This window comes from Amycolatopsis sp. NPDC058986, assembly GCF_042741125.1.
In the GTDB taxonomy this organism is placed as follows: Bacteria; Actinomycetota; Actinomycetes; order Mycobacteriales; family Pseudonocardiaceae; genus Amycolatopsis.
In genome coordinates this window covers 18054-35755 of the sequence record NZ_JBHYJW010000057.1, presented here as the reverse complement: position 1 = coordinate 35755, position 17702 = coordinate 18054, and the positions used below count along the sequence as shown (strand labels likewise).

The 17702-nt window shown below is 70.6% G+C and carries 16 protein-coding genes; 6 read left to right on the top strand and 10 right to left on the bottom strand.

The window, feature by feature from the left end; all coding sequences use genetic code 11:
* Positions 1 to 102: 102 nt before the first annotated feature.
* Genes ACFW0G_RS35895 through ACFW0G_RS35885 form a run of 3 tightly spaced genes read right to left on the bottom strand, consistent with a single transcriptional unit; the run spans position 103 to position 2602 of the window.
* A complete protein-coding gene (locus ACFW0G_RS35895) occupies positions 103 to 1074 on the bottom strand; it encodes a plastocyanin/azurin family copper-binding protein (RefSeq protein WP_378329939.1) in 972 nt (323 codons plus the stop codon).
* A gap of 22 nt (positions 1075 to 1096) precedes the next feature.
* On the bottom strand, positions 1097 to 2011 hold the full coding sequence (locus tag ACFW0G_RS35890) for a copper resistance D family protein (RefSeq protein WP_378329938.1): 915 nt from the start codon (positions 2009 to 2011) through the stop codon (positions 1097 to 1099).
* Between the two features lie 3 nt (positions 2012 to 2014).
* Positions 2015 to 2602, bottom strand: a complete 588-nt coding sequence (locus tag ACFW0G_RS35885; protein WP_378329937.1) for a hypothetical protein — start codon at positions 2600 to 2602, stop codon at positions 2015 to 2017.
* A 441-nt stretch (positions 2603 to 3043) separates the two neighbouring features.
* On the opposite strand from ACFW0G_RS35885, the gene ACFW0G_RS35880 reads away from it, so the two are divergent.
* Complete coding sequence (locus tag ACFW0G_RS35880; RefSeq protein WP_378329936.1) at positions 3044 to 3640, top strand: copper resistance protein CopC; 597 nt, start codon at positions 3044 to 3046, stop codon at positions 3638 to 3640.
* A 2-nt stretch (positions 3641 to 3642) separates the two neighbouring features.
* Here the strand turns inward: ACFW0G_RS35880 and ACFW0G_RS35875 are convergent, their stop codons facing one another.
* Both ACFW0G_RS35875 and ACFW0G_RS35870 read right to left on the bottom strand, forming a co-directional pair.
* On the bottom strand, positions 3643 to 4254 hold the full coding sequence (locus ACFW0G_RS35875) for a class I SAM-dependent methyltransferase (RefSeq protein ID WP_378329935.1): 612 nt from the start codon (positions 4252 to 4254) through the stop codon (positions 3643 to 3645).
* On the bottom strand, positions 4251 to 5207 hold the full coding sequence (locus tag ACFW0G_RS35870) for an NAD(P)/FAD-dependent oxidoreductase (RefSeq protein WP_378329934.1): 957 nt from the start codon (positions 5205 to 5207) through the stop codon (positions 4251 to 4253). The genes ACFW0G_RS35875 and ACFW0G_RS35870 overlap by 4 nt, the downstream gene beginning before the upstream one ends.
* Before the next feature lie 78 nt (positions 5208 to 5285).
* On the opposite strand from ACFW0G_RS35870, the gene ACFW0G_RS35865 reads away from it, so the two are divergent.
* The gene (locus ACFW0G_RS35865; RefSeq protein ID WP_378329933.1) at positions 5286 to 5870 is read left to right on the top strand and encodes a helix-turn-helix domain-containing protein; all 585 of its coding nucleotides are present in this window, start codon (positions 5286 to 5288) and stop codon (positions 5868 to 5870) included.
* Between the two features lie 6 nt (positions 5871 to 5876).
* On the opposite strand, the gene ACFW0G_RS35860 is transcribed toward ACFW0G_RS35865, so the two are convergent.
* Entirely contained in the window at positions 5877 to 6245 is a 369-nt protein-coding gene (locus ACFW0G_RS35860; protein ID WP_378329932.1) for a twin-arginine translocase TatA/TatE family subunit, read from the bottom strand.
* 371 nt (positions 6246 to 6616) lie between these two features.
* On the opposite strand from ACFW0G_RS35860, the gene ACFW0G_RS35855 reads away from it, so the two are divergent.
* Positions 6617 to 7570: a helix-turn-helix domain-containing protein gene (locus tag ACFW0G_RS35855; RefSeq protein ID WP_378329931.1), complete on the top strand. Its 954-nt coding sequence runs from the start codon at positions 6617 to 6619 to the stop codon at positions 7568 to 7570.
* A gap of 155 nt (positions 7571 to 7725) precedes the next feature.
* On the opposite strand, the gene ACFW0G_RS35850 is transcribed toward ACFW0G_RS35855, so the two are convergent.
* The 3 genes from ACFW0G_RS35850 to ACFW0G_RS35840 are packed head-to-tail and all read right to left on the bottom strand — an operon-like array spanning position 7726 to position 11566.
* Positions 7726 to 8922: an MFS transporter gene (locus tag ACFW0G_RS35850; RefSeq protein WP_378329930.1), complete on the bottom strand. Its 1197-nt coding sequence runs from the start codon at positions 8920 to 8922 to the stop codon at positions 7726 to 7728.
* Positions 8919 to 10121 (bottom strand): alpha/beta hydrolase, encoded by a 1203-nt coding sequence (locus ACFW0G_RS35845; protein WP_378329929.1) that lies wholly within the window; start codon positions 10119 to 10121, stop codon positions 8919 to 8921. Before ACFW0G_RS35845 ends, ACFW0G_RS35850 begins: the two co-directional genes overlap by 4 nt.
* Positions 10118 to 11566: an AMP-binding protein gene (locus ACFW0G_RS35840; RefSeq protein WP_378329928.1), complete on the bottom strand. Its 1449-nt coding sequence runs from the start codon at positions 11564 to 11566 to the stop codon at positions 10118 to 10120. Before ACFW0G_RS35840 ends, ACFW0G_RS35845 begins: the two co-directional genes overlap by 4 nt.
* A 132-nt stretch (positions 11567 to 11698) precedes the next feature.
* Between ACFW0G_RS35840 and ACFW0G_RS35835 the strand changes: the two genes are divergently transcribed.
* Together ACFW0G_RS35835 and ACFW0G_RS35830 are read left to right on the top strand one after the other, a co-directional pair.
* A complete protein-coding gene (locus ACFW0G_RS35835; RefSeq protein ID WP_378329927.1) occupies positions 11699 to 12823 on the top strand; it encodes a PucR family transcriptional regulator in 1125 nt (374 codons plus the stop codon).
* A gap of 279 nt (positions 12824 to 13102) precedes the next feature.
* A complete protein-coding gene (locus tag ACFW0G_RS35830) occupies positions 13103 to 15205 on the top strand; it encodes an MMPL family transporter (RefSeq protein WP_378329926.1) in 2103 nt (700 codons plus the stop codon).
* On the opposite strand, the gene ACFW0G_RS35825 is transcribed toward ACFW0G_RS35830, so the two are convergent.
* Positions 15125 to 16468 (bottom strand): MFS transporter, encoded by a 1344-nt coding sequence (locus tag ACFW0G_RS35825; protein ID WP_378329925.1) that lies wholly within the window; start codon positions 16466 to 16468, stop codon positions 15125 to 15127. The two genes, ACFW0G_RS35830 and ACFW0G_RS35825, sit on opposite strands and share 81 nt — an antisense overlap.
* Positions 16469 to 16598: 130 nt before the next feature.
* Between ACFW0G_RS35825 and ACFW0G_RS35820 the strand changes: the two genes are divergently transcribed.
* Positions 16599 to 17489 (top strand): alpha/beta hydrolase, encoded by an 891-nt coding sequence (locus ACFW0G_RS35820; protein WP_378329924.1) that lies wholly within the window; start codon positions 16599 to 16601, stop codon positions 17487 to 17489.
* The last annotated feature ends 213 nt before the right edge of the window (positions 17490 to 17702 follow it).

Sequence of the window (17702 nt, the reverse complement as noted above, 5' to 3'; positions counted from 1 at the left end):
GGCGGGTGCCTCCCGGGCTGGATGGGGATACTGGGCGGGTGGCCCGGCCGAGTGCGTTTCGGCCGGGCCACCCGTTTCGAGCGGGCGAACAGCTGGTCGGGGTCAGCAGGTCGCCTGGTTCAGCAGCGGTGTGAGCACGGATTCGAGCCACACCGTGTGGGTTTTGATGTACTGGTCGAGGTTGAGCAGATCGGTGACCTGCTGGCCGAGCGATTCCTCCAGGTGCGCGCTCTTGAGGTGCGCGACGATCGGCGCCAGCGTGTCGGCGACGACCTTGTCGGCCGACCCGTTCAGCACCGGGGCGAGCACCGTTTCCAGCCACACCGTGTGGGTTTTGATGTACTGGTCGAGGTTGAGCAGGTCCGTGACCTGCTGGCCGGGCGACTCCTCCAGGTGCGCGCTCTTGATGTGGTCGAGGATCGGCTGCAGGACTCCCTTCGGCACGCACGCGCCGCCGCCGGGCGGGGGCGCGGGCATGGTGTGGGTCGGGCTCGACGGCGGCGCGGAGGTCGGCGTGCCGGGAGTGGTGGGTGGCGCCGGTGAGCTGGTCGGCGATCCGGTCACGGTGAGGGTGGCCTTCATGTCCGGGTGGATCGAGCAGTAGTAGGAGTACGTGCCCGCCTTCGTGAAGGTGTGGCTGAAGGTCTGGCCGTTCTGCAGCGTCGGCGAGGTGAACTTCTCCGGGCCGTCGGTGATGACGATGTTGTGCGGCGCGGTGTCGTGGTTGGTCCAGGTCACCGTGTCGCCGACGGCGATGCTGACGTTCGCCGGGGTGAACTTGTAGCCCATGGCCTCGACGGACTTGGCGGGCGCCGCCTGTGCCGCGGGTGCCGCCCCGCCCGCCTGGGCCTGGGACAGGCCCTGGTAGAGCGGAACGGCCATCGGTCCCTGCTTGGCCAGCGCCGCCAGATCGACGTCGGCGCGTCGCGGCGCGGCCTGCTCGGTCTGCCCGCCCCGCAGGGTCGCCAGGCTGAACAGGGCCGCGGCGAGCGCGACGATCGCCACCGCGAACGGCCACCGCCGGGCGCGGGGCGCCGGTGGCGGTGCCTCGGTGGTGATTTCGGGGTTGTCCATCAAGGACTCCTTTCGGATCCGGTCACCGGCCAGGGCTGGCCGTGACGAGGAAGCTCGCCGCGAAGAGGACCACGAGCACGAGCGTGGTCTCGGCGGCGACGGAATAGACGAACGGGCGGACGACGGCGGCGTCGCCACGCAGGACCACGGCGAAGTCGAGACGCCGTGCGACCCAGCTCTTGCTGCCCTGCGCGATCAGCAGCACGACGGCGAGCACGGCCAGTTTCACCAGCAGGATCCGCCCGTAGCTGGTGGTGAAGATACGGCCGACCGGCCCGATGGTCTCCAGAGCCAGCACGACACCCGCGACGATCACCAGGAGCACCGACACCATCGCGAGCTTCGAATAACGGGGGACGACACGGGCGAGTTCGTCGGAGTCCCGGCGTGCCAGCACGCCGAACAACAGCACCGCGAGCCCGCCGATCCAGGCGGAAATCCCCGCCAGGTGGACGAAATCCGCGAGCTGGGTGAGCAGCGGCCGCTTGCTCTCCACCGCGTGGCCGGTGAGCCCGGACGCACGCAGCAGGCCGAGGACGACCGCGCCCGCGCCGACCCGCCAGGCGGTCGTCGTCGCGGCGGCCCGGCCCCGTTGCAGCACCCAGGCGAGCGCGACGCCACCGAGCAGCCACAGCAACGCCTTCGCGAACCAGACCTGTCCGAAGTGGACACCCAGAACCTGGCTGATCAGCTCCCAGCTGAAGAGGTCACCGGCCGGGCGCTGGGCCGACCACGCGCCCTGCAGCCCGATCCCGGCGAGCGTGCCCGCGAAGCCCAGCACCCAGCCGGTGGTCAGAACCCGCCGCGTACCACGGTGTCCGGCTCCCGCGGGCCAGAGCACGGCGAGGAAGAACAGCCCGCCGGCGAAGAGGGTCAGGCCGAAGTAGTCGACGCAGCGGGCGAGGACGTACCACGCCTTGGCCGGGGTCAGGTCCATGGCTCAGTGGCTTTCCGGCGCGGGGATCATGGCGAGTTCGAGGGAGCCGTCCGGGGCCTTGCAGTAGCCCAGCAGCACCGCGCCGAGCCCGTTCGAGCCCGTGACGCCGAGGCCGGTGGTCACCGCGCCGAGTACCGGCAGACCGCCCACGACGTCCAGAACCTGTTGGGGCACACCGGGTTGACACGAGGGGACGTCCGATCCCGGGGGTGGCGGAGGCGGGATCGGGGTGGTCGGCGGCACGGAGGGCGAGGGCGACACGGGATCGGTGGCGGACGGCGGCGCGGGGGAGGGCCGGACCTCGATTCCGCCCGGCATGGTGGGGGATGGTGGCTGCTGCTCCACGGGCGGCAGCACCGGGACGGCGGGCAGCGGCGAGATCGGCACTCCCGTCGGTGGCCCGCCGGAGGGCAGTGGTGGCTCGGTCGGCGACGCCGGTGCCACCGGGTGCCCGCCGTCGGCGAGCGGTGGGGTGGCGGCGGCCGAACCCGGTCGTAAGCCGATCCCGGACGCGTAGCCGACGACGACCACGACGGCCCCGGTCAGGCTCGCCGCGATCAGGTGCTCGCGACGTGGACCTCGCACTGCCACGGTCAGGTCCTCCTCGTGGGAGAGAGCGGTTCCGGAATCGCCTCGCGGACGAAGGGAACCGGGAAAGGGAAGACGTCCTCGTCGACGTCGAAGAAGGCACAATGGCGAAGGAAAAGAAGCCCTTCGGTCGGCGAGAAGAAAACCAGCCGCCAGGTTTCGGGGTGTGTTCCTGACATGAAGACCAGGTAAAGTCGCCCGCCGTCCGGTAATGGTTCGCCGGTGAGATCGGCGGCCGGACGCCGGAAAATCTACGCCGTTCGGGTGACCAGAGGCTGCGCCGAGGGGCTCAGGGGGCTCGGCGGCGAGAAAGATGATCATGCGAGTGAGAATTGCTTAACAGACATCTTTCATTTCTCGCGGCGCCGCGGCGCTAATGTCGGCTGCCTCAGGCGTACCCGATCCGCCGGATTCGGCGCGTACCCGATCGATCGCGAGGAAATCATGATTCTCGATGAACAGCGGTGGCTCGAAGACGCCGGTCACCGGTTCGCCGCGCGCGTGGCCGTCCTGCTGACGGTGGTGGTGCTCGCCTTGCTGCTGTGGACGCCGGGAGCGCACGCGCACAGCGTGCTGGTGTCGAGCACTCCGGCGAAGGGTGCTTCGATCGCGACCTCTCCCGAGCAGGTCGTCCTCGAGTTCAACGAGCCGCTGGAGAAGGGATTCACCGAGCTGACGGTCATCGGCCCCGACGGCGGCACTCACTGGGAAGGCGGTCCGATGTCCATTGTGGACGCCAAGGTGTCGGCACCGGTGCACCCGCTCGGCTCGTCCGGGGCGTACACGATCCACTACCGCGTGATCTCCGCGGACGGACACCCTGTTTCCGGGACCGTCCCGTTCACGCTCACCGTGCCGGGACCGGCGAACGCGGCGCCGGTCACCTCGGCGGCCGCCGCGCCGGTGGCGGCACCTTCGGTGTCCTCAGTGGACAGTGGGGTCCCGCTGTGGCCGTGGATCACCGGTGGGGTGGTACTGCTTCTCGCCGGCTTCGCCGTCGCGCGCCGGATGGCCCGCGCGCCGGAGCGCGCGGGCCGCTGAGGTCAGCGCAGGCGCTGTGCCCGCAGGACGGTGTCGCGGTGGTGCGGGTTGCCCTCGGGCACGTGGGCGCGCTCGCGGGTCTCGTGGACCAGGATCTTCCAGTCGTCATCGAGCAACGCCGCGACCTCGGACGGTTGGTAGAAGTCGCGCGGGTCCGGACCCTGCCCGCCGTTGTGCTCGTGGTGCTCCAAAGCGCCGTCGAAGTCGTGGCCGACGAAGAGCAGGGTCCCGCCCGGTGCCACCGCGGCCAGCAGGCCACGCACGGCGCTTTCCTTCCGGATGGGGAAGTAGTGCGCGGAAACGAGGTCGAACGAAGCCGCGGGCGGGGAGGACACCGCGAGGTCGGTGCGGACCCAAGCGACGTTCTCACCGCCGTGCGCGGCGGCCCGTTCGAGGGCCACCTGCGAGACGTCGATCGCGGTCACCCGCCAGCCCTTTTCGGCCAGCCACCGCGCGTCGGCACCTTCGCCGCAGCCGACGTCGAGTGCCTGCCCCGGTGTCAGGCCGGCGACCTCGGCCACCAGCGTGCCGTTCGTGGCCCCGCTCCAGAGCGAGTCCTGCTCCCGGTACCGGCCGTCCCAGAATTCCGCGTTCACGTAGTTTTCTTCGCTCACAGTGCGTTCCGCCGTTCGGTCAGTGCGTTCTGGACATCTTCGGAGATGAGGTCGGCGTTGATGGCGCCTGCCGCGGTGGCACCGGCCGCCGCCGACGCGAGGACCTGCAGCCGCGGGTCGGTGACATTGCCCGCGGCCCACACGCCCGGCACCGAAGTCCGGCCGTCGGGGTCGGCGGCGAGGTAGGTGCCCATGCCCGTGGGATGCGGCGCCGGTTCCAGCCCGAGCGGTGCGAGGAATCCGGCACGCGCGGTGAACCGCGGCGCGATTACCAGCGCGCTCAGCGGGATCGCCATGCCGCTCGACAGCCGTACGCCGCTGAGCCGGTCGTCGGTGACGGTCACGGCCGTCACCTCGTCCGGCACGACCGGGATCTCCAGCGCGGTGAGCTGCTCCAGTTCGTCGTCGGCGGGTTTCGCGGCGGTGTGCAGCAGGAACGTCACGTCCGCCGACCACTGCCGGAACAGCAGGGCCTGGTGCATGGCCATCGGCCCCGTGGCGAGGACGCCGATCGGCTGGTCGCGGACCTCCCAGCCGTGGCAGTACGGGCAGTGCAGCACGTCCCGGCCCCAGCGCTCGGCGAGCCCGTGGATCCGCGGCAGTTCGTCGGTCAGCCCGGTCGCGACGAGCAGGCGTCGCGCGTCCACTGTGGACCCGTCGTCGAGTTCGACGGTGAACTCCCCGGAGGCCCCGGCCACCGACACGACCTGCCCGGTGACGATCTCGCCGTCGTATCCCTCGACCTCCCGTCGCCCGATCTCCAGCAGCTCGCCCGGCGGCATCCCGTCGCGGGAGAGGAATCCGTGCATGTGCTCGGCGGGCGCGTTGCGCGGCTGCCCGCCGTCCACCACCAGCACCGAGCGCCGCGCCCTGCCCAGCATCAGCGCGGCGCCGAGTCCCGCACCGCCGCCCCCGGCGATGACCACGTCGTAGCGGCCCCGTGTCTTGGTCATGGTGACCACCTCCGCGATCCACCATGCGGGAGACTTCGCCAAGTTGACAAACTTCTTTGCCGAAACTGCAATAAGGGGATGAGCGACGACTTCGAAGAGGTGCTCACCGCGGTCGGGCCTCGCCTGCGTGAGCTGCGCAAACGTGCCGAACTGACGCTGACGGACCTGGCGGAGGCGACCGGCGTCTCGGTCAGCACGCTGTCCCGGCTCGAGTCCGGCAGCCGCAGGCCGAGCCTGGAACTGCTGCTCCCGCTGGCGAAGGCCTACGGCGTCCCGCTCGACGAGCTGGTCGACGCCCCGTCCACCGGCGATCCCCGCGTCTATCCTCGCCCGTTCAAGCGGCACGGGATGACCATCATCCCGCTGACCCGCAGGCCCGGCGGGGTCCAGTCGTTCAAGCACATCATCCCGGCGGGGCCCGACCGCCGGGAGCCGGATCCGCGGACGCACGAGGGTTACGAATGGCTGTACGTCCTCAATGGACAGCTGCGGCTGGTCCTCGGCAAGCACGATTTCGTGCTGCGCGCGGGCGAGGTCGCCGAGTTCGACACCCGGGAGCCGCACTGGTTCGGCAAGGTGGACGAGCGGCCGGTGGAGTTCCTCAGCCTGTTCGGGCCGCAGGGCGAGCGGATGCACGTCCGCGCCCGGCATCGCCGGGACTGAGGCGGTTCAGGTGGCGTCGGGATCGACCGGCGGGCGCTCGCCGGGCCGCAGTGGCGTGGGCGGCGGGGTGACCGGTGCGCCGTTCGCCACGGGCTGGGCCGCCGCGGGGGCGGGCTCGTCGAGCAGGTAGCTGGTGACGACCGTCTTCGGGTTGAACTCGCGGAGGCTCTGGAGGTCCTGCAGGGGCTTGCGGAGCTGGTCGAACTCCGGGCCGAGCTCGGACTTGAGCTGCTCCTGCGCGCCGCTGGCATACGCGCGGACCTTGCGGATCGACTGGCCGAGCCACTGGAGCGCGCCCGGCAGCCGCTCGGGGCCGAGGATGAACAGCCCGGCCACTACCAGGACCAGGATGTGCTCGATGCTGAGGCCGAACACGCTTCACCTCCGGACCCATTCGTCGGATTTCGCCCGGTTACGCGGAAAACACGCCCGTGCGCCTACCCGATCCTACCGGCGAACGGTGAACGACCGGGGGGCTCCGGATGCCGGATCGGTCACCGGGTGCCGCTTCTCAACGGGACGCTGTCCTCGCCCCAGGTGTTCACGATCGGGTGTCAATCCTGTGCTCTGGGTGAGATGAAGCGGTGATCTCCGTGCGCTATCACCTGCGTGCTACGTCGAATGGGGGTGTGTGTTCCGCCATTTGAGGGTAGTCAGACGGACACGGAACGCCTACTTTACTGGCAAGTAGAGAATCCGCTGAGTCCTGAGGACGCTGCGTCACGTCACGAACGTGAGGAGGCGGGATGGCGACCGACTTCGACCGTGCCGGTGAGCACCGGCGCGAGGAACTCGGCGGGCTGCTGGAACAGGGCCCGTTCAACGTCGCGTTGCGCGCGGCGATCGTTGCCAGGGGGCTCAGCCTCGACCGCATCCAGGACCGGCTCGCCCGCAAGGGTGTCCAGGTCAGCCTCGCCACGCTGAGTTACTGGCAGTCGGGCCAGCGCCGCCCGGAGCGGCCGACGTCGTTGCGGGCACTGGAACATCTCGAGAACGTGCTGGAGGTCCCGCCGAACTCGCTGCGGAACCTGCTCGGCCCGCCGAGCCCGCGTGGCAGGCGCGGCGGCAGCCTGCCGGGGCTGGCCGATCTGTGGCCGGCGAAACCCGAGGTGGCCGGGCTGCTCGGGGATGTGCCGACCACCCCGGACCGTTCGCTGCGCAGGCTCACCCTGCACGACCGGGTGCTGGTCGGCCCGGACGGACGGGAACGCGCCGTGCGGTGCACCCAGGTCATGCGCGCCGACTGCGGTGGCCCCGACCGCGCGCTGCTCGTCTACGACTGGGACGGGAGCGCCGGCGAGGAGCCGGTCGTGACCGGGCTGCGGAACTGCACCCTCGGCAAGGTGGTGACCAGCGAGGTCAGCAGCCTTTTCGCCGCCGAGCTGCTGTTCGAACGTCCGCTGACCAAGGGCGAGCACGTCCTGATCGAGTTCGAGGTGCACAACCCGCGCCGGGAACACGCCGAACCGGCGACCACCGAGGCCTACTTCCGCCGGTTCCGCCGCTCGGTGCGGGAATACCTGCTCGAGGTCTGCTTCGACCCGGCCGCGGTGCCCCGCCGCTGCCAGCACTTCACGTCACCGCCGGGCGACACCTCCGCCGAGACCGCGCAACTGCTCAAGCTCGGGCTGTCCGATTCGGTGCTGGCGCTCGGCCGCGACGTCGGCCCCGGCCACTTCGGCATCCGCTGGTACTACTGAGTTTCGTGGACTCCGGTGTCGCGAACGACGCGTACGGGACGTTGAGCGTCGCCACCGCGTCTTTCGCGACGTCGTCCTTTGTAGACCGATGTCCGGCGAAGGGAACATCCGTGGCGTCCAGCGCTCTGAAGGCCCCCTTCAGAGCGCTCCGGGAATCACCGCACGGAGCGCACCGGGGCGATCGCCGCCGCCCCGGCGAGCGCGCACGCCGCGGCGAGCAGGTAGAGCGGTGAGTACCCGCCGAGCTCGGCGATCACCACGCCCGCGATGGCCGGGGCGAGCGCTTGCGGGGCGGTGTTGGCGAGGTTGACGACGCCGAGGTCGCGCGCGTGCGCGTGGGCCGCGGGCAGCACCTGGGTGATGAGCGCGTTGTCCACGGCAAGGTAGACGCCGTAGCCCACGCCCATCAGCGCGGCCGCGAACAGCGCGGCGGAGAACGTGTGCGCCAGCGACAGCACCACCATCGCGGCGGCGACGACGGCCGAGGAGACCACGACGAACGGTTTCCGCAGCCCGCTGCGGTCCGACCATCGCCCCGCGACGACGCTGGTGAGCAGGATCCCGGCGGTGTAGACGACGATCAGCAGGAACACCGCCCGCGCCGGGTCCTCGTGGTGGACGACGTCGCGCAGGTAGTACAGCAGGTACAGCGTGCCGACGGCGTTGGCGAGCTGGATGCCGAGGCGGCAGCCGAAGGCCCAGCCGAGGTCGTGGGTGAATTTCGGCGGCCCGGCGGGACCGCGCTCGATTCGCGGCGTGTCCGTCGGCAGGAGCACGAAAGGGACGATGAGGACAAGCAGCAGTCCCGCCAGCAGGCAGTACCCGGCGACCCGGCCGGTCACCACCGAGCTCACCAGAAAACTGCCCAGAATCAACGAAAGCGGTAGCGGAAGCCCGACGAACGCCGACACCACACCCCGTTGGCGCACCGGCACGAGATCGGGCACGGACGCGGTGAGCGCGGCGTACATCGCGTTCGTTCCCGCCTGCACCACGCACCAGGTCAGTGCCACGCCGAGGATCGTGTGCTGCAGGCCGAGCAGGACGAGCCCGGCGGCGCACACCAGGCCGCTGCCCAGCACCCACGGCCGCCGCCTGCCGAACCGCGAGGCCGTGCGGTCCGACAGCGCGCCCGCGACCGGGCACACCACCATGGAGAGCACCGCCGCGACAGCGGTGATCCAGCCGAGGTTCGCCACCTTGCGCGCCGGGTCGATCGCCTCGATCTGCAGCGGCAGCAGCACCTGGATCGGCGTCAGCACCGCGATCGACATCCCGAGCGTCGCGGCCGACAGCGCGGCGATCCACCCGGGACGGACCGCCGCCGTCGGCTCGGTCACGACGCCGGTCATCGGATCTTCACCCACGCGGTGCCGCTACGGTCGCCGAGTCGCAAGGAGAACGCCAGACGCCCCTCCCGGTCGGCCAGGACCGTGCCGGGCCGGGTGCCCGAAGGGTCTTCGACATGGACGGTGTAGCGCAGGCCCGGTTCGTACCAGGCCGCCGTGCGCACCCGTGCCGTCCCGCTGCCGGCGAGGGCGAAACCTTCTCTGTCCACATGAGACAACACGGCGAACTCCCGGTGGGAACGGGAGAAACTCACCGACCAGTCCCATACGGAGAAATCGGGCTCGGCCGAGGTGTAGGAGAACGGGTCTGGAGTGGACGGTGGATCGGCGAGGGTCTCGGCCAGCAAGGGGACCGTCGCGCGGAGATCGTCTATCCACTGTGGCCAGTCGTGGACGCCGCGCCGGTGGTACCAGCGGTGGCCGATGCCCAGCGTGGTGAGTTTCCGGTGCATCCGCACCGACTGGTGGTACACGATCGCCTCCACCGGGTCGGGGCGGCGGTGGTCCCGGTCGGCGGGCACGCCGTTGCCGGTGTGCACGGCCAGCGTCATGCCCCGCAGGTTTTCCGCCAGGTCCCACGGGTTGTGCGCGCGCCAGCGGGCCGCGCGGGTGAGCCGGTCGCCCCAGATCGCCCCGAACCCGCCGCCGTCCCGCCGCGCCGCGATCTCGGTGATCCACGAGTACCGGTTCGTGTCGAGCACCCCGGAGAAGCTCGCCGCCGCCACGAACAGATCCGGATGCCTTGCCGCATAGGAGAACGCGCCGAACCCGCCCATGGAAAGACCGGCCGCCGCCCGTCCTTCGCGACGCGCGATCGTGCGGAACGTGGCGTCGACCCAGGGCAGCAGTTCGCCGAGGTGATAGGTCTCCCAGCGGGGCTTGCCGAGACGGCCGGGCTTCTCCCAGTCCGAGTAGAAACCGTTACGGGCGTCCGGCATCACGACGATCAGCGGGAACTTCTCGGTCGTTTCGGCGGCCTGGCCCTTGTCGGTCCACGAGCGGTAGTCGTCGTCCCCGCCGTGCAGCAGATAGAGCACCGGGAACCGCCGATGGGTGTCCACTGTGTACTCAGTGGGGAAGAGGATGCGCAGGCTGGTCCGGCCGCCGACCGCCGTCGAGTCCACTGTGTACTCGACGAGCCGCGATCCCAGTGCCTGCCGGGAAACGACGGCCAGCCCGGTCCGCGTGGGTGCGGCCGTCACCGGTGCGTGGCCAGGCGTTCGGCGCGCACGGCCGCGCGGCGGACCTTGCCCGCGTCGTCCCGCAGCGGCTCGTCCACTCGCTCGAAAACCCGGGGTAGCTTGTACGGCGCCAGCCGGGACCTGAGATGTTCCAGCAGTGCCACCTCGTCGAGCGGTCCGTCGGTCTGCACCACCGCGTGCACGATGTTGCCGTAGTCCTCGTCGGGAAGCCCGATCACACAGCTGGACAGCACCGACGGATGCTCGTCGAGCGCCGCCTCGACCTCGGCGGGGAACACGTTCGCGCCGCCGACAAGGATCATGTCCGGTTTGCGGTCGGCGAGGTAGAGATAGCCGTCGGCGTCGAACCGGCCGACGTCGCCCTGGGATTCCCAGCCGCCGGGCAGACTCGTCGGGGTATCACCGAGATACCGGTAGGTCGCGGGCGCGCCGGGCGCGGACCGCATCCAGATTTCCCCGGTCTCGCCGGTCGGGACGTCGCGATGTTCGTCGTCGAGTACGCGGATTTCGCCGGCCGCGACCTTGCCGACGCTGCCCGGGTGGGCCAGCCATTCCTCGCCGGTGATCAGCGTGCCCGCCTGCGCCTCGGTGCTCGCGTACAGCTCGTGCAGCCGTTGCGGGCCGATCCAGTCGAGCCATGCCTGCTTCAGCCAGACCGGGCACGGTGCCGCGCCGTGCAGCACGACCCGCAGGCTCGACAGATCGGCCGCGTCCCGCTCGGCCTCGGGCAGCCGCCACATCCGGTGCATCATCGTCGGCACCAGGAAAGCCCAGTCCACACGGTACTTTTCGATGGCCCGCACGGCTTCCGCCGCGTCGAACCTGGGCAGCACCACGACGTGGTTGCCGGTGAACAGCGCCGACGCGGACATCATGAACGGCGCGTTGTGGTACAGCGGCCCGGCGGCCAGATGCACGCCGTCCGGTGTCATTCCGAACAACGCCGCCACCCCGGCCAGGACGTCGGCGTATGCGGCTTCTCCGGCGACGATGATCTTCGGACGGCCGGTGCTGCCGCCGGAGGCGGGCGCCTTCCACGGACCGGGTTCGACGGCGGGGAGCGGTTCGTGGTTCTCCGGCGGGGTGAACCCCGGCGGCACGTGTTGCCGTCCCGCCACCTCGGGCCCGACGACGAGCGCCGGATCGGCGAGCGCGAGCACCGCTTCCAGCTCGGCGGCCGGGAGCCGGTAGGACAGCGGCTGCGGGGTGGCGCCGAGCTTCCACGTCGCGAGCGCGGCGAGGACGAACTCGATCCCGTTGGGCAGTGCGATGGTCACCAGCGAACCCGCGCCGACCCCGAGATCCGCGTACGCGTGCGCGAGCGCGGTGCTGCGCAGGTCGAGTTCCCGGCGGCTCAGCGTCCGGCCCCCGCAGGTGAGCGCGGCGCGGTCGGGGGCGGCAGCGGTGAGGTTGGCGAGGCGGGCGGCCAGGGTCGTACGGTCCATATGGTCAAACTCCCCATCATCGCGTCGTGTCCTCCCGCCGATGATCGTCAGAATGGGATTTTGTGACAATGAAGCCCGGGCAACGTTGTACTCGAGGCGCGTCTCCGTCCCCGTTCGCTGGAGGTTTCCACCATGACGGCTCCCGCACTGGACGAGCTGCTCGGCGATCCCGCGCGGCTCGACGCGATCGTCGACCGGCTCGTCGCCCGTATTCGCGAGGCGGTGCCCGAGTACGCCGCCGTCACCGACGAGGCACTGCGGTCGGGGAACCGGCGTATCGTCGCCACGGCGTTGGCGCACCTGCGCGAGCACCGCCTGCCCGACACGGCCGAACTGCGGGAAATCACCGAGATCGGGGTCGCACGGGCGAGACAGGGTGTCAGCCTGGCCGCGGTACTCGCCGCCTACCGCGCCGCGGGCGAGACCTGCTGGGACCTGATCGAGGCGCGGGCGCGGGAACACGGCGCCGACGACGCGGCATTGCTCGTCACGCTGGGACTGGTGTGGCGCTGGTTGGACGTCGTCACGGTCGCGGCGGCGACGGCGCATCACGAGGTCCAGCTGCGGGTCGCGCGGGAGGACGAACAGCGGATCGGCGACTCCCTGCGCGCGCTGCTCGCGCCGACGACGTCCCCGGCGTCGAGCCGCGGGCACCTCGCCGGCCTCGGCCTCGACCCGGACGGCAGGTACGCGGCGGTGCGGGGCAGGCTGGCGCCGGGCGTCACGGTGTCCGTGCTGCGGGAGTCGGTGCCCTCGGGGGTGGTGCTGGCCGCGGTCGGCAGGGAGGACGTGGCGGGCGTGCTCGGTGCCGGGGTGTCGCTGGAGACCTCGCTCGGCACGTTCGGGATCGGGCCGGTGGTGGCGCCCGAGGAGCTGCACCTGTCCGCGCGCTCGGCGGGCCGGGCGCTGGCCGCGGCGTTCCGGCTCGGCATGGGCGGGGCCCACGAACTCGCGACACTGCGGCTCGCAGCGGTCGCCTCCGCCGACGAGGAGCTGACCGCCATCCTCGCCGAGCGGCTGCTGGAACCCTTGCGGGACAAGGGACGTTACGGTATGGACATCTGGAGTTCGGTCGTCGGCTACCTGGAACACGGACTGCGGATCGACGAGGCCGCCGCCGCGTCCCCGGTGCACCCCAACACCTTGCGGCGCAGGCTCGCCCACTTCGCCGAGTTCACCGGTGCGGATCTGCGCGACCCGGCCGACATCGCCGAGCTGTGGTGGCTCGTCCGGCTGGGCCGCACCCCGGCGCACTGACCCGCACGGGTGGGTGAGAGCCGGACCACAGCGTGTGATATTCACAGTTTCACAGTCCGCGTACTTGCAGGTGAAAGACCTGGCAGAGCGCGGTAAACGGAGTGCGCCGGTCACCAGGATGGGTACTGCCGTACCGATCCGGGCGAGGAAACTTCCCGCTCGCAAGGTGCTGGCTGGTTGCTTGCCGCCGCACGCACCTGGTGAGCTGTGGCCTGTACGGGCGTCCCATTCTTGCAGTGCTTCTCCGCCAATGCTTTCCGAGCTCCCCGAGGTACTCCCATGAGTCTGCGGCTGGCCAACAAGAACGAGACCGGTGCCGGGCCCACGAGGGTGCGGCGGCGCTGGCTCCTGCCCGCGATCATCGCGCTCGCGTGGCTGGCGTTCGGCGTGCTCGGCGGGAGTTTCCCCGGGCTGCTCTCGGAGGTGCAGAAGAACGACGGCGCTTCGTTCCTGCCCGCCGGTGCCGAAGCGACCGAGGTCGCCCATCTCCAGGAACGCTTCGCCGGCGGCAAGATCCAACCCGCGCTGATCGTGTACAGCCGGGACACCGGGATCACCGAGGCCGACCGGGCGGCGATCGCGCGCTCGGCGACGGCCGTCGGGAAGCTCGGCGGGCTCACGGGCCCGGTCAGCCCGCCGATCGACTCCGACGACAGGAAAGCCGTCCAGCTCGTCGTTCCCGTGTCCGGTGTGGACGGTTTCGCCGCCGGGGAGACCGTCCGGGAGATGCGGGACGTCGTCCATGCCACGACGCCGCTGGGGCTGTCGGCCGCGATCACCGGGCCAGGCGGGTTCAACGCCGACTTCAGTGAGGTGTTCGGCGGCATCGACGGGAAACTCCTGGTCATCACCGCGATCGCCGTCGTCGCGATCCTCGTGCTGGTCTACCGCAGCCCGTTGCTGCCCATCGTCGTGCTGGCCAGTGCCGGGCTCGCGCTGATCGCCGCGTCGGCGGTGGTCTATCCGCTGGCCAAGCACGGTGCGCTGACGCTCAACGGACAGACCCAGGGCATCCTGTTCATCCTGGTTTTCGGCGCCTCGACCGATTACGCCCTTCTTCTGGTGGCGCGATATCGGGAGGAACTGGCCCGCAGAGACAACGCGCGTTCCGCGGTCGTGGTGGCACTGCGGGCTTCGGCGGAGTCCATTGTGGCCTCCGCGGGAACCGTGGTGCTCGGCCTGCTCTGCATGCTGTTCAGCGAACTGACCTCGAACCGTGGCCTCGGCCCGGTGGCCGCGATCGGCATCGCCGCTTCCTTGCTGACGTCGCTGACCTTCCTGCCCGCGATGCTCGCGTTGCTGGGCCGCGCCGCCTTCTGGCCCGTGCGGCCCGCGGCCGGTGCGCGACACGGGCTGTGGTCGCGGATCGGGGCGCTGGTCGGCCGTCGCTACCGGTGGGTGTGGGCGGGGACGGCAGTGGTGCTCGCCGCGCTCGCCGCCTTCGCGCCGACCCTGAAATCCGACGGGGTGAGCCAGGCCGACGTCTTCCTCACCAAGGTCGAGGCGGTGACCGGCCAGGACACGCTCGCCGAGCACTTCCCCGGCGGGGCGGGCAATCCGGTGGTGATCGTGGCCAGGCAGGAGGCGGCCGAACGGGTCGCCAAGGCCGTGGGCGTGGTGCCCGGGGTGGACGGCGGCGCGCGGGTGAGCCTCGATCCCGCGACGGGGCGGCCGAAGGTGCTCGACGGGCTGGTCGAGATCGACGCGACGCTGCACGACCCGGCGGATTCCGCCGCCGCGATGTCCATAGTGGACAAAGTGCGGGACGTGGCAGGCGCGGTGCCCGGCGCGGAGGCGAAGGTCGGCGGTCAGACGGCGATCCAGCAGGAGATCCGCGACGCCGCCGAGCGGGACCGCGGGGTGATCATCCCGATCGTGCTGCTGGTCATCTTCGGCGTGCTGGCCCTGCTGCTGCGCTCGCTGCTGGCGCCGCTCATGCTCATCGCGACGGTCGTGCTCTCCTTCGCCGCGACGCTGGGTGTCGGCGCGCTCGTGTTCAACCACGTGCTGGACTTCCCCGGCTCGGACCCGTCCGTGCCGCTCTACGCGTTCGTCTTCCTGGTGGCACTGGGCATCGACTACAACATCTTCCTGATGACCCGCGTCCGCGAGGAGGCGTTCAACGACGGCACCCGGGCGGGCACGCTCGAGGCGCTCGCCGTCACCGGCGGCGTGATCACCTCGGCAGGCGTGGTGCTCGCCGCGACGTTCGCCGCGCTCTCGGTGCTGCCGATCCTCTTCATGGCGCAGATCGCGTTCCTGGTCGCCTTCGGTGTCCTGCTCGACACCCTGCTCGTGCGGTCACTGCTGGTCCCCGCCCTCAGCGTCCACATCGGACGGAGAGTGTGGTGGCCCGGCAGGCTCCGGCACGGGGCGGCCTGAGCGGATCCGGACCGCGACCACCGCACCGGCGATGACGACCACGGCCGCGACCGCCGCCGTCGCGGCGAACCCGGAAAGGAAGGCGAAATGCGCCTTGCCGGGATCGGCGCCGACGGGCACCAGACCTTGGGTGACCGCTTCGTCCGGGAGGACTTCCTTGGCACGCCACGACATCACCACACCGAGCACGACGATCCCGGCCACGCCACCGAGCTGGGTGGCCACCTGTTGCAGCGCGGAGGCCAGGCCCGACATGGCGACCGGCGAACCGCCGATGATCACCTGGGTCGAGGCGATCAGCGCGATCCCGGTGCCGAGGCCGAGGACCAGCGACGCGGGCAGCGCGTCGGTCCAGCCGGTGTCCACGTCGAGCAGCGTGAAGCCCAGCATGCCGACCGAGACCAGCACGAATCCCCAGATCGCGGGGCGGCGCGGGCCGAACCTCGCGGCGAGCGCGCCGCCCAGCGGGGCGCTGAGCACGACCACCACGGTCACCGGGAGCAGCCACAGTCCCGCGGCGACCGGGTCGAGGCCGCGCACGTTCTGCAGGTACAGCGTCAGGAAGAACAGGAGGCCGAACAATGAGAAATAGCTCAGCACCGTGAGCACGGCACCGATGGCGACGCCGGGCGCGCGCAGCAGGGAGGTCACCCGGAGGCGGCCGCCCGCCGAGCGCGATTCGGCCACGGTGGCCAGCGTCAGCAGCGTGGTGAGTCCCGCGATCGGCGCGTTGACCAGGAACACCGCCTGCCAGCCCGACCACTGCACCAGCAGGCCCGCCACGATGGGCCCGGCCGCGATCGACGCCGCGGACGCCCCGCCCCAGACACCGAGCGCCAGCTCCAGCCGGTGTGGCGGGAAGGCCATCCGCAGCAGCGCGAGCGCCGCGGGCTGCAGCATCGCGCCGCAGATCCCCTGCAACGCGCGGAGCGCGATCAGCATGGCCACCGTCGAGGCCATGGTGATGAGCACGGACACCGCGCCGAACCCGATGACCCCGGTGAGGAACACCGCCCGCCTGCCGTACCGGTCGGCGATCCGGCCGGCGGGGAACAACGCCAGCGCCAGTGCCAGCAGGTACGCGGTGGTGATCCACTGCAGGCCGGACAGCGACGCGCCGGTGTCCTTGCCGATCTCGGGTCCCGCGATCGTGAGTGCCGTGCCGTCGAGGCCGACCATGGCCCCGCCGAGCGAAACCGCCAGCAGTGTCCACCCGGGGTTTCGCGAGAATCCCACCTTCTGGGAGGAGTCAGAATATGTCATGAAACGACCTTCCCGGTACCGGCGATGAGGGTGCCAGAAGCGGAAACGCGTGTTCGGTGTCCGTTTCGGGCCCGCCTTGTTCCCACGATAGCGGCGACCGCTTTGCGGGCAAACAGGGAGACCGGAGAAAATGTATACGGACGATGAAATCGAGGTAACCGCCGAAACGTCGCCGTCGCCGAACCGGATCGACCTGGCGCTCCGCTCGCGCGCGCTCGACAGAACCACCTCGGCGTTATTGCTGACGCCGCGTGGCTGGTCCCCGGATTCCCGGCGGACGTGGCCGGTGCTCTATTTGCTGCACGGCGGTGACGACGGGCCGGAATGCTGGCTGACGCGGACCGATATCGCGCGGCGGGCGTTCGACGACGACGTCCTCGTCGTGCTGCCGGACGGTGGCAGGGCCGGCTTCTACACGCGCTGGCGCGCACCCGACCAGTTCGGCACGACTCCGGACTGGCCGCGGTTTCACTTGGTGGAGCTGAGAAATCTCGTCGAACGGTGGTATCGCGGGAATGCGGTGCGCGCGGTCGCCGGGGTGTCGATGGGCGGATACGGCGCCCTCGTCTACGCCGCCGGGAACCCCGGCCTGTTCGCGGCCGCGGCCTCCTACAGCGGCATGGTGCACACCACCAGGCCCGGGACGCCGCTGCTGCTCCGGCGTTATCTGCACACCGTCGGCGAACGGATGGACGCGATGTGGGGCAGCCGCTGGCTCGGCCGCGATCGCTGGCTGCGCAACGATCCCTACCACCTGGCCGACGGTCTGGTCGGCACTCCCGTCTATCTCGCGGCGGGGGACGGGAACCGCGTGCGAGGTGATCCGCCCGCGCCGGGGGACCGGCTGCTGGAACGGATAGTCGGCCCGGCGAGCCACGATCTGGCGCGGCGCCTGGCGTCGCTCAGCTGGCCCGCGACAACGAGTTTCGGTCAGGGGACCCATGATTGGCCGTCGTGGCAACGAGAATTGACGCGGTCCTGGCCCTTTCTGCTGGACGCGCTGCGGTCGCCAGGCCCGTGACGGACAACGGATCGACGCGGCGCGTCAGGGGCGCCCGCGGCTGTCGATCAGTGCTGCCCGAAACCGCGTTCGGGTATCGTTAATAATGAATGTTCGCCGTCTCGAATACCGCGACTGTGAATACTGTGAAAAAGCACCTACGGTCGTCTGGATTTCCTTGCGGTGCACTGGAGAACCCGCATTTCCGGTGCAGGTGGCCCGGCTCACAACAGT

What these genes read in the sequence shown, in the direction of transcription:
- ACFW0G_RS35835 (WP_378329927.1), top strand. Translation starts at nt 11,699, where the DNA reads ATGACGGCTCCCGCACTGGACGAGCTGCTCGGCGATCCCGCGCGGCTC.
- ACFW0G_RS35895 (WP_378329939.1), bottom strand. Translation starts at nt 1,074, where the DNA reads ATGGACAACCCCGAAATCACCACCGAGGCACCGCCACCGGCGCCCCGC.
- ACFW0G_RS35825 (WP_378329925.1), bottom strand. Translation starts at nt 16,468, where the DNA reads ATGACATATTCTGACTCCTCCCAGAAGGTGGGATTCTCGCGAAACCCC.
- ACFW0G_RS35830 (WP_378329926.1), top strand. Translation starts at nt 13,103, where the DNA reads ATGAGTCTGCGGCTGGCCAACAAGAACGAGACCGGTGCCGGGCCCACG.
- ACFW0G_RS35840 (WP_378329928.1), bottom strand. Translation starts at nt 11,566, where the DNA reads ATGGACCGTACGACCCTGGCCGCCCGCCTCGCCAACCTCACCGCTGCC.
- ACFW0G_RS35820 (WP_378329924.1), top strand. Translation starts at nt 16,599, where the DNA reads ATGTATACGGACGATGAAATCGAGGTAACCGCCGAAACGTCGCCGTCG.
- ACFW0G_RS35850 (WP_378329930.1), bottom strand. Translation starts at nt 8,922, where the DNA reads ATGACCGGCGTCGTGACCGAGCCGACGGCGGCGGTCCGTCCCGGGTGG.
- ACFW0G_RS35890 (WP_378329938.1), bottom strand. Translation starts at nt 2,011, where the DNA reads ATGGACCTGACCCCGGCCAAGGCGTGGTACGTCCTCGCCCGCTGCGTC.
- ACFW0G_RS35870 (WP_378329934.1), bottom strand. Translation starts at nt 5,207, where the DNA reads ATGACCAAGACACGGGGCCGCTACGACGTGGTCATCGCCGGGGGCGGC.
- ACFW0G_RS35855 (WP_378329931.1), top strand. Translation starts at nt 6,617, where the DNA reads ATGGCGACCGACTTCGACCGTGCCGGTGAGCACCGGCGCGAGGAACTC.
- ACFW0G_RS35880 (WP_378329936.1), top strand. Translation starts at nt 3,044, where the DNA reads ATGATTCTCGATGAACAGCGGTGGCTCGAAGACGCCGGTCACCGGTTC.
- ACFW0G_RS35865 (WP_378329933.1), top strand. Translation starts at nt 5,286, where the DNA reads ATGAGCGACGACTTCGAAGAGGTGCTCACCGCGGTCGGGCCTCGCCTG.